We start from the raw sequence: 10,723 nt of genomic DNA on the forward strand, positions 1-10,723 counted from the left end.
ACGGATCGTTCGGTCGCTGTCAGTGATTTCAATCACCGGCTTTGGACTCTCGTCTGATCCTTCCAAATCCAGGAAGACCGTCCTGTCAATTTCTACGAATTCAAGAGCCGCTGAAGCAGGCGATACGGCGGCAGCTTTTCTGCGCCAGTACTGGAAGGTGGATAAAGCCAGGCCGTTTTGGACGCAGAAGCCAGCCTGAGTCAGACCTGACACCTGGTATTGATCAACCAGGTTCATCCACTGTTCCTGATTCAGTTCACGGGATTTGGAAAACAGATAATTATGCATAAAATCCTCCAGTTCTAGTCGAATACAGAATATCGACTGGAACCGGAGGATCTAAGCCCGTGCAAATTTCAAAAGGTTACGACCCAACAACCTTTATTAGTTAAATTGGTTGTTTAACAGTTACGGTTGAAAGCATTAATAAGATCAGGCAGACGATAATCAGAATCGGGATGGAAACAGTTAATACGGCACTGATGGATCCTCCGCTTGAAGCGGACATGACAATACCGGCTAAAGCAGACAGAGGAGCAAGAACTCCGATCTGCAGGCCGATCATCACAAACATCTTAACGGTTGTAATGTCAGAGGTACACCGAACCAGAAGGCTTGCCGTTGAAAAACGATCTGTTTCTGCGGGTGAAAAACTCTGAACTTTTTAAAGACCGCATTTCGTAAACGACGGGCGAAATCGGTGGATAACTTGGCCGATAGTCTTGCGGTACCCATCGAGAAGATGGCAGACATTAGCGCGAACATCGCCATCACCACACCAAGGATGATAATGATCTGATGATTTTGCGAAGGAACACCAGAATCTAACATCCAGGCAAGAAGTGTCGGCATAAACATCGAGGCAAATGACGACATCAACATAAAAATCAGAAGAGCCACAACCTGTTTTACAGAGAGTGGCGCTGCTTTTAACAATGAAAACATAGGGTAATCCTTTCTAAAGAATATAATCGTTTTATTGAAACTTTAGTTTCATAAATAGTATTTTAGGAGTATGCTATTCAAAGTCAAACAATTGATAAAAGTGGAACGAACACCATACTTTTGTTTTAATGATACGAAAAGCCGATATAGTTTCTTAAAAAGGGTATCAAAACGAAAATGAGACGTACTGAAAAAACGACAAGAGATTTAAAGAAAGCCATGGGCAGTGCCCTGCTTGAATTGATGAAAGAAAAGCCAGTTGAAAAAATATCGATCGAAGAGATGACCGCAAAAGGGGATGTTGGAAGATCCACCTATTTTCGCTATTTCAAGAATAAGGATGAGGTTTTAACCTTCAAGATTTTATGCATGTTCGAAGATGAACTTGAACAAAGAGGGTTGAATATTAAAACAATTCCTGATGATCAGTTTGTCAATGAGGTTTTTGACTTTTTTTCCAGACATCAGGATATCATCGAGCGCATTGATCAGGCTGGGCATCGATCAGTCTTTCTTGATTTTTTCCTGAGATTGATCGAACCGGTAAAAAGCAAGGCAGCCGACAACATCAGCTCTCTTCAGGTTTACTACTACAGTCAGATATTTGCCTACGTCTGTTATGGATTTTTCAATGCCTGGGTTGATCGAGGATTTAAAGAAACGCCAGAACAGCTGCAGCAATTATTCCAATCCAATCCTGCCAGTAATGAAAGCTTGAATATTCCACAATAAGAAAGAATGAGGAACAGTTTAGATATCTTGATAACAAAGAAAAGAAGAAAGTTAACGTAGAAAATAAAAAACAAAAAGAAGAGCCAAACAAAAAGGAAAAATCAAACAAGCATCCTGCACAGATCAATAAATGCGAATCTGCTCTTTGAGCTGATAAATTGCTCGTAAAGTTCATAGGTTCTTATAAACATGAAAACAGAGGATAGGAAAAAGCTGAACCGCAATCATCAGGCGATCGATTCAGCTTTTTTCTATCCTATATGTTCTATATCGGTAAGATTTATAACCTGTATTTTTTTGAATTGTTAATCAAGAAGCTTCAGATCTAAAGATTCAAAGTCAGACTTCAGAATATCAAATGCGATGAACGGTCAACGGTATGTCCATCATGGTTGCTTTTGAGATAGGGTGACAAAATCAAATATTCAATCAACCTTCCACAATCAGTCTTCCATATAGATAAAACTCAGATGTTCGCCAGTGAGGTTTTTATCCCGGCGGAAGGAAAAGCAGGTTGGATCTGTTTTTGTATCCTGACTATTTGCAAAGACGTGGTGATCAGGAATGTTCATCGTTTTGCATATTCTCAGATTCATGGCCTGATGGTCCGCGAACCATTTACCATGTTCATCAGGATCCGCTTCAAAAAGATCTGAGTAATCCAGACCAATTTCCTTTCCTGAATCTTCAAGCTGCTTTTTTACATCTTCTCCAATCTGAAAGGATTGTTTCTGTATAGAAGGTGAAAAGAAGATCTTCAAGGAATCTGGGCTGCTGAGATTTTGATCGAAAATCTCGTGAAGCATTTTATAGAGAATGTTTTGAACGGTTCCTTTCCATCCGGAATGGACAGCTCCGATTAATCCGGTTTTTGGATCCGCCAAAAGAATTCCTAAACAGTCGGCGGTAAATACCCCAATCAATAAATCCTTTTCAGTAGTGTATAAACCATCGGTATCCATAATTGAAGTGTTTTTGTCAAAGGCTCCTTTTAAGATATCCTCATGAGTCACGCGGACAATTCGGTCAGTATGCTTTTGCCAGGGCAGCACCCAATTCTCTAAGGGCAATAGAATTTTTTCGAGTCTTCTTCGGTTTTTCATCACATCTTCTTTGCTCTGGCAGACATGAAGGGCTGTATTTCCATTTTCAGGAAGAGAAGTATTTCTGCGGGTAAAACCGCCCTTAATCTTCGGATAATCCGTTTCGTACTCTGAACTTTGATTGGATAGAGATATCCATTGTATAAAATCCTGTGTATTTTCTTTATCGGTCATAATTCTTATCTTACGCTGTTTTTAGTCAGGAAAGACAAGAAAACACGGTGCCTGCAAAATGCTTTTTACAAAAAATAACAAAAAAATAAAAAGGAAAAAATCTTGAGAATCACTCATCCGCTTAAAACGAAATAAGCGCAAAAGAAATAATGAAGATCAAGTTTTAAAGGTTAATTTTCAGAAAATTTTCTGAAAATAACAGAGTATTAATCTGTTAAGCCCTCATTATAGCAATTGAATGTGGTACTATGAAACGGCTTGAAACAGTTTTCAGAACCAGCACAAAGAATACTCTGGTTCATGCTGCACAGTGATAGAAAGGGTTATTTTGATAAAAATGATAAAAGTAGGAATCGCCGGTTATGGCAACCTTGGAAAAGGTGTAGAAAAAGCAGTCAATGCGGCAAATGATCTCGAACTTGTTGGGGTATTTACCCGCAGAAATCCGGACTCTGTAAACACAGTTTCTGGAGTCACTGTCTATTCGATGGATCAGGCTGAAAATTTCAAGGACGATATTGATGTCATGGTTTTATGTGGAGGAAGTGCTACAGATCTTCCCGAGCAGACTCCGGCTTTGGCTTCCATGTTTAATGTGGTGGATTCGTTTGATACTCATGCCAATATTCCAGAACATTTTAAAAATGTGGATGAAGCTGCAAAAGCAGCCAATAAAACAGCGGCTATTTCCATTGGATGGGATCCAGGTCTGTTTTCATTAAACCGGCTGATCGCCGAATCCATTCTTCCAGAAGGTAAAACCTACACATTCTGGGGCAAGGGTGTTTCACAGGGACATTCAGATGCCATTCGACGTATTGATGGGGTAGCGGATGCCAAACAATATACCATACCGGTAAAAGAAGCGATTGAATCCGTCCGTAATAATGAAAGGCCGGATCTGACAACCAGACAGAAACATATCCGTGAATGTTTTGTCGTTGCCAAAGAAGGGGCAGATCTTCAGAAAATTGAAGATGAAATCAAGAATATGCCAAACTACTTCAGCGACTACGATACAACTGTTCATTTTATCTCTCAGGAGGAACTGAACAAAAACCATGGAACCTTACCGCATGGTGGATTTGTTCTTCGCAGTGGATCGACAGGAGAAAATAATCATCTGATTGAATATTCCCTGAATCTCGATTCCAATCCGGAATTTACTGCTTCTGTACTTACTGCAGTGGCAAGAGCCATCGCCAGAATGAATGCCGAAGGATGGACTGGAGCAAAAACTATTTTTGATATTCCCGCAAGCTATCTTTCGGATAAGTCTGCTGAAGAACTCAGAGCCACCATGCTTTAGAAAGACAGAAGAAGTCCTTAACATCTGAACATAGATCATAAAGGCCGTAATGCTTTATATAAAGCAATTTATGGCCTTTTCTTAGTGTGTTTTAAATGCGTAATGTTTCCTGTTTTTCTCAACAGGATCATCCAGTCAACTGATATTCGAGCTTATATTCTGACTGAGCTGATTCAGTTTGTTTGAGACTCTTTTTCAAATGGACCAGCATGAAATAATTGAAATCTTAAAGTGCGTTTAAAAGTCTTTCTGTGTTTTTCCTGCCTTCCTGTCGATTCGATTCATTGTATTCTCAAAATTTCGATTTAAGTTGACCATTGATTTCTGTATTCGATATCAGGCCAGACTCATTAAGCAATCTTACAATTTCCGGACAAAAAACAATGAAAACAGGTTTGGATTTCAAGTCATTTACCTGATCAAAACAGGAAAAAAATATGGTTTGAGAAATCTGTGGATTGCCGGGCAAACCGGTATCCATTTCATCAGGCAAACATCACAATAAGATCAGATAGCACTTAAGGGTTGACGGTGCTAACGTCTGTGCTATCATTGTTAGCAGTTGAACAACTAGAGTGCCAGAAAGAGGTGAGCCGAATGGATCTGACCACTCGTCAGCAAATTATCCTGAAGACCATCGTCGAACGGTTTACCATGCTGGCTGAGCCCATTGGATCAAAATCCCTGAAGGATCACCTGGACTTTCAGGTTTCTTCAGCCACGATTCGAAACGAGATGGCTTGCCTGGAAAAAGAAGGCCTTCTTGAAAAGACGCATATCTCAAGCGGCCGAATTCCTTCTCAGCAGGGATACCGCTATTACGTAGAGCATCTGATGGAACTCAATGTGGATCCTAAAACCGAAGAGGTTTTAAAGGAACTTTTTACCAGAAGGCATTTCACATTGGAAGAAATCATTGAAACAAGCTGCTCCATCCTTTCGGATATGACTAACCTGACCAGTGTGGTCTTAGGCCCTGACTCACAGACACAAAAACTGATCCGGGTTGAGCTGATTCCAGTCACACTCAAGCAGGCAGTGGCCGTAATTGTTACGGATGCCGCTCATACTGAACACAGAGTATTCAGTTTTGAAGCGGAAGTGAGTACCCAGGATCTGAAAGTCTGTACCGATCTTTTCAACGAAGAATTAAAGGGAACTCCGTTAAATCGAATCGTTGAAAGAATGAAAGAAATTGAACCGGAGATGGCGAGCCGGTTAGCACGCCATGAAATCCTTTTCGAGGCATTCATATCCGCGTTCATTCGAATGGCCAATCAGAATGCTGCCGTTTATGGCCGGGCAAATATGCTGTGTCAGCCAGATTTTACGGATATAAAGAAGGTAGAACAGCTAATGCGGGTCATGGAGGATCCAAGCCTGTTCAAAGCATGGGCTGCATCTTCGGCCAGCATTGATATTCCAATCGACACCCGCAACCGGCTGATCCAGATCGGCGATTGTTCTGTGGTCTCTACCAGCTTCAAGTATTCCGATGAAGAAGTCGGACAGCTGATGGTGGTCGGGCCAAGCCGGATGAATTATTCAAGAGTGATCTCACTGATGGACACGATCTCTGATGTGATCGAGGATACAGTGAATGTTCATTCTGAGGGAGGCTGCAATAAGAAAAATGAGTAAAAAACCCAATGATGTAAAAAAGCCAGAAGCCAGTAATGCTGAAGCTGAAGTAAAAACTGAAAAAATCAGTGACAGCGAGCTTCCAGAAACGGAAGAAACAGTCATTGACGAAGAAATGGATCCGATCGACGCTCTGAATAAGGAAGTCGAAGAACTGAACAAACAGCTTGCGGCTAGCCGCAACGATCTGTTGAGGGCTTATGCGGATACGGACAATACCCGCAAGCGTCTGATCAAGGAAGCCGATACAGCTAAAAAGTATCGTTTCCAGTCCGCTGCTCTTGAACTGCTGCCGGTTTTAGACAACATGAACATGGCTTTAGCCGCCCAACCGGAAAGCGATGAAGCAGCTACCTTTGTAAAAGGTTTTGAGATGATCCGTACACAGCTCGAAAATGTATTGCAAAACGAGGGTGTGAAGGAAATAGAGGCATTGAATCAGCCATTTGATGCCAACCTGATGCAGGCTCTGATGACGGAGAAAAAAGAAGGGGTAGAACCTGGAATCGTCATCGAAGTTTTACAGAAGGGATACAAACTGAAAGACCGCATGCTGCGGCCGGCTCTTGTTAAAGTGAGCGAATAAAAAAGGAGGAGCCCGTTATGAGCAAGATTATTGGTATTGACCTTGGTACTACCAACAGCTGCGTTGCCGTTATGGAAGGCGGCGAGCCAAAAGTCATTCCTAACCCTGAAGGAAACCGTACAACCCCATCGGTTGTCGCCTTCAAGGACGAAGAACGTATTATCGGTGATGCCGCAAAACGTCAGGCAATCACAAATCCAAATGTAATTTCTTCCATCAAACGTCTGATGGGATCAAGTGAAAAAGTAACTGTAGACGGAAAGCAGTATACTCCACAGGAAGTATCTGCCATGATTCTGTCCTATCTGAAAACATATGCAGAAGAATACCTTGGTGAAACAGTAAAAGAAGCTGTCATCACTGTCCCTGCATACTTCAACGATGCTCAGCGTCAGGCAACAAAAGACGCCGGAACAATCGCTGGACTGAATGTAGCCCGTATTATCAACGAACCAACAGCTGCTGCCCTGGCTTATGGTATTGACAAGACTGACAAGGACATTAAAGTTCTCGTTTATGACCTTGGAGGTGGAACCTTCGATGTTTCCATCCTTGACTTAAGTGATGGTTCTTTCGAAGTACTGTCCACAAATGGTGATACTCACCTGGGTGGTGACGATTTCGATAACGTGATCGTTGACTGGATTGTTGATCAGTTCAAGAAAGACAACAACATTGACTTAAAGAGCGACAAGCTTGCTATGCAGCGTATTAAGGAAGCCGCAGAAAAAGCGAAGAAAGATCTGTCTTCCACTATGCAGACAGCTATTTCTCTGCCATTCATCTCGGCTGGCCCTGCCGGACCTCTGCACTTTGAAACCACTCTGACCCGTGCTAAATTCAATGAAATGACACGTTCTCTGGTTGAACGTACAGTTGCTCCAATCCGTCAGGCCCTCTCTGATGCCAAACTGACTCCAAGCGATATCGATGAAGTTCTGCTAGTTGGTGGATCTACCCGTATTCCTGCCGTTCAGGAAGCCGTTAAGAAAGAAATGGGTAAGGAACCGAACAAATCCGTTAACCCGGATGAAGCCGTTGCATTAGGTGCTGCTATTCAGGGTGGTATCCTTGCTGGTGATGTTAAGGACGTCCTGCTTTTGGATGTAACTCCTCTGACATTAGGTATCGAAACTCTTGGCGGAGTTATGACACCATTAATTACCCGTAACACAACGATCCCTGCCCGCAAGACTCAGACTTTCTCTACAGCTGTAGATAACCAGCCTGCTGTTGACATTCGTGTCCTTCAGGGTGAACGTCCAATGGCTAACGACAACAAGGAACTTGGAAACTTCCAGCTGACTGGAATTGCTCCAGCTCGTCGCGGACAGCCTCAGATCGAAGTAACCTTCGATATTGATGCCAACGGTATCGTTAACGTAACCGCTAAAGATAAAGCTAGCGGAAAAGAACAGACCATCGTGATCCAGAACTCTTCCGGATTATCTGAAGATGAAATCGATCGTATGGTTAAGGAAGCTGAAGCCAACAAGGCTGAAGATGAAAAACGTAAAGCACAGGTTGAAACCCGCAATAAAGCTGATGCATTCATCGCTCAGGTTGATACCATGCTTGAAGATGACAAGGATAAAATCCCTGCCAAAGAAGCTGAAGAAATCAAGAAAGTCCGTGATGATCTGCAAAAAGCACTCGATGAAAACAACATGGACGAAGTTGAAAAACTTCTTGATGCTCTTGAAAAAGCCGCTCAGGCTGCTTCTGCTGCCATGTATCAGCAGGCTGCTAACCAGCCAGGTGCTGATGCCGGTCAGGCTGCAAATAACGGATCCAACAACGATGATGTTGTAGATGCCGAATTTACTGAAAAGAAGTAAAACTTAAACAGTTTCATTCAATTCAGAATTAAACCGAATAGAAAATTTCAGAAGTCCGAAAGGACTTCTGAATTCTTTGGTATGATTGAATCCGCTTTTAATCGAGTGCTTGCTTTCCATAAGCAAAACATTTATAAATTTAAAGCGGAAAATACGAGATCAGACATTTAGAAATTTAATCCAGGAATTTGTTTAAGAAGGAACACTGAATTTGGAAATGGAGGATTGGCATGGCTGAAAAACGCGATTATTACGAAGTGCTTGGTGTAGACCGAAGTGCGGATGCAAAAGCAATTAAAAAAGCTTATCGAAAGCTCGCAATGAAGTATCACCCCGATGTAAATAAGGAGCCGGATGCCGAAGATAAATTCAAGGAGATCAATGAAGCGTATGAAGTGCTCTCTGATGAAGAGAAGCGTTCAGCGTATGATCGGTTTGGATTTGCCGGTGTGGATCCTAGTTATGGCGGCGGCCAGGGCAATCCATTCGCTCAGGGCGGCTTTGATTTTAACGATTTGTTTGGTCAGGGCGGATTCTCATCCGGTGGTTATTCCGGATTTGGATCTGGCGGCTTTGATGACATCTTCTCAAGCTTCTTCAGCGGCGGAGGACGTTCTCAGACTTACCAGAACAACCGGCCAATGCAGGGCGAAGACCGCTTTATGCAGATGAATATCGGTTTCATGGATTCTGTTCATGGAAAAACGGAAACCATTTCTGTCAACGTAGATGAACCCTGTCCTCATTGTCATGGTTCAGGGGCTGAACATCCTGAAGATGTAGAAGTCTGCGACAAATGTCATGGAACTGGAACGGTTTATCAGAATGTCCGCACGATGTTTGGAACCATGCAGCAGCAGGTGGTCTGTGATAAATGTCATGGAAAAGGTGAAACCATTAAAGAAACCTGCTCAACCTGCAAAGGCACTGGTTATGAAAATAAGACTGTTCGAATCGATGTTAAAATCCCGGCTGGAATCCGAGATGGACAGCGCATTCGGGTAGCTGGAAAAGGTGAAGCCGGACTCAATGGAGGTCCTAATGGAGATCTCTATATTCAGGTTCATGTTCCAGAAGATCCGGTATTCAAACGTGATGGCGATGACATTTTTGTAACAGTTCCTATTTCGGCAATTGATGCAACACTTGGAGCTACGATTGAGGTTCCAACAGTTCACGGAAATGTTGATCTGAAGATTCCTGAAGGAACCCAGCCAAATCAGCGATTCCGCTTAAAAGGCAAGGGAGTTATCAGCCGTGCTGGAACTGGTGATGAGTTTGTAGAAGTCCGCGTAGAAATTCCAAAGAAAATTTCGAAAAAGGAACGCGAACTTTATGAACAGCTCAAAGGAACAGCAGCGGAAAGCCCATTTGAAAAGTTCAAGAATGTTTTTAAATAGTCATTAATTAGCTCAGTTTTGCACAGCCAAATCTATATTGAATTCAATACGCAGGAAGCAGAAAACTCTGTTTCCTGTTTTTTTTGTGCTTAGAGATTATTGAGTGATGAAGTGTTTCATTATGAGCGTTGTTTAGAAAGTAGTTCAAAAAAGAAAAATATGAATAGGAATATTTAAAAGCTGTAATGGGACCAAAGGTAATAGATGTCCATTACGAAGGATATTATGATTGAATTAATAATAATATTTATTGATTTGGCTTTATAAATGAGCTGGTTCTATCCTTTAAAGATTTTATTTATGGAGATCAAAAGTATCAATAAACAACTCATAAGGAATGTTGTGTTTTTTTTTGTGCGTGTCTACTTGTCGGAATTCTTTTGTTTGAACTTCTGCATAGCCAAGCAACAAGGATGTATTCTGATTTATTTAGAAAATAGAATGGCTTGTACACAGTTTAATGTTTGCATGGCAGATTGATCACAGTAAAAGATGAGAAGGTGTTCGTGGTTATATAAAAGCACCCATTTTGGGCGTCAAGTTGATTAACACTTGGTTATTTCAGCTTAACGCTCTGGGTGCTTTTTCTTTAACAAATTTGGTATTTAGTTCGATAACTTAAACAACTAAATATCATTTGTCAATCGATAAATAAAGGAGATTTTTTATGAAAAAAGAGAAGATTTATATTGACATTCTTCAACTGCTTAAAAGCCAGAACCTCGGATTTTCAGTACTCGAACAAATGATTCAGGAACACGAAAACAGAATTGAAATGATTGAAGAAACGATCTTAAGAATCAGAAACAATGAACTTAATGGAGCAGTTTTATATAAAGGTGTTTCGGAGGATCACCATTATTTGTTTGAAGCCTACGATTCAGTAAGCAAACAAATTGTTCTATCCGATACCGACCTCAACTTTTCAACTTCATTAGTTGAAATTATTGATATAAGCCACTTCACATTAGGGAATTATGAGTTTCAATACTCAA

General features: G+C 41.5%; 11 protein-coding genes. 7 read left to right on the forward strand and 4 right to left on the reverse strand.

The window, feature by feature from the left end:
* The 3 genes from tnpA to BO222_RS13185 all read right to left on the reverse strand — a co-directional run.
* Window positions 1-288, reverse strand: a 288-nt coding sequence (gene tnpA / locus BO222_RS13180) for an IS66 family insertion sequence element accessory protein TnpA (RefSeq protein ID WP_198931968.1), incomplete at its 3' end; no start/stop codon positions are given.
* A gap of 100 nt (window positions 289-388) precedes the next feature.
* On the reverse strand, window positions 389-565 hold the full coding sequence (locus BO222_RS13890; protein WP_158024623.1) for a hypothetical protein: 177 nt from the start codon (window positions 563-565) through the stop codon (window positions 389-391).
* Window positions 565-945, reverse strand: a complete 381-nt coding sequence (locus BO222_RS13185; RefSeq protein WP_075821164.1) for a 6TM ABC transporter family protein — start codon at window positions 943-945, stop codon at window positions 565-567. Before BO222_RS13185 ends, BO222_RS13890 begins: the two co-directional genes overlap by 1 nt.
* A gap of 177 nt (window positions 946-1,122) precedes the next feature.
* On the opposite strand from BO222_RS13185, the gene BO222_RS13190 reads away from it, so the two are divergent.
* Window positions 1,123-1,677, forward strand: coding sequence for a TetR/AcrR family transcriptional regulator (locus BO222_RS13190; RefSeq protein ID WP_075821165.1), 555 nt, complete (start codon window positions 1,123-1,125; stop codon window positions 1,675-1,677).
* Between the two features lie 443 nt (window positions 1,678-2,120).
* Here the strand turns inward: BO222_RS13190 and BO222_RS13195 are convergent, their stop codons facing one another.
* Window positions 2,121-2,954, reverse strand: a complete 834-nt coding sequence (locus BO222_RS13195) for a polyphenol oxidase family protein (RefSeq protein ID WP_075821166.1) — start codon at window positions 2,952-2,954, stop codon at window positions 2,121-2,123.
* A gap of 337 nt (window positions 2,955-3,291) precedes the next feature.
* Here BO222_RS13195 and BO222_RS13200 point away from each other — a divergent pair, with 337 nt between their 5' ends.
* From BO222_RS13200 to BO222_RS13225, 6 genes are all read left to right on the forward strand, one after another.
* Window positions 3,292-4,263 (forward strand): diaminopimelate dehydrogenase, encoded by a 972-nt coding sequence (locus BO222_RS13200; RefSeq protein WP_075821167.1) that lies wholly within the window; start codon window positions 3,292-3,294, stop codon window positions 4,261-4,263.
* A 597-nt stretch (window positions 4,264-4,860) separates the two neighbouring features.
* On the forward strand, window positions 4,861-5,904 hold the full coding sequence (gene hrcA / locus BO222_RS13205; protein WP_075821168.1) for a heat-inducible transcriptional repressor HrcA: 1,044 nt from the start codon (window positions 4,861-4,863) through the stop codon (window positions 5,902-5,904).
* Window positions 5,897-6,490, forward strand: coding sequence for a nucleotide exchange factor GrpE (gene grpE, locus BO222_RS13210; RefSeq protein WP_075821171.1), 594 nt, complete (start codon window positions 5,897-5,899; stop codon window positions 6,488-6,490). Before hrcA ends, grpE begins: the two co-directional genes overlap by 8 nt.
* 17 nt (window positions 6,491-6,507) lie before the next feature.
* Complete coding sequence (gene dnaK / locus BO222_RS13215) at window positions 6,508-8,328, forward strand: molecular chaperone DnaK (RefSeq protein WP_075821169.1); 1,821 nt, start codon at window positions 6,508-6,510, stop codon at window positions 8,326-8,328.
* A gap of 230 nt (window positions 8,329-8,558) precedes the next feature.
* The gene (dnaJ, locus tag BO222_RS13220; RefSeq protein WP_075821170.1) at window positions 8,559-9,728 is read left to right on the forward strand and encodes a molecular chaperone DnaJ; all 1,170 of its coding nucleotides are present in this window, start codon (window positions 8,559-8,561) and stop codon (window positions 9,726-9,728) included.
* A gap of 667 nt (window positions 9,729-10,395) precedes the next feature.
* Window positions 10,396-10,723 (forward strand): hypothetical protein (locus BO222_RS13225; RefSeq protein WP_143357058.1); only part of this gene is annotated, 328 nt, incomplete at its 3' end.

Origin of the sequence: Ileibacterium valens (assembly GCF_001945525.1) — a bacterium.
Taxonomy (GTDB): Bacteria; Bacillota_I; Bacilli_A; order Erysipelotrichales; family Erysipelotrichaceae; genus Ileibacterium; species Ileibacterium valens.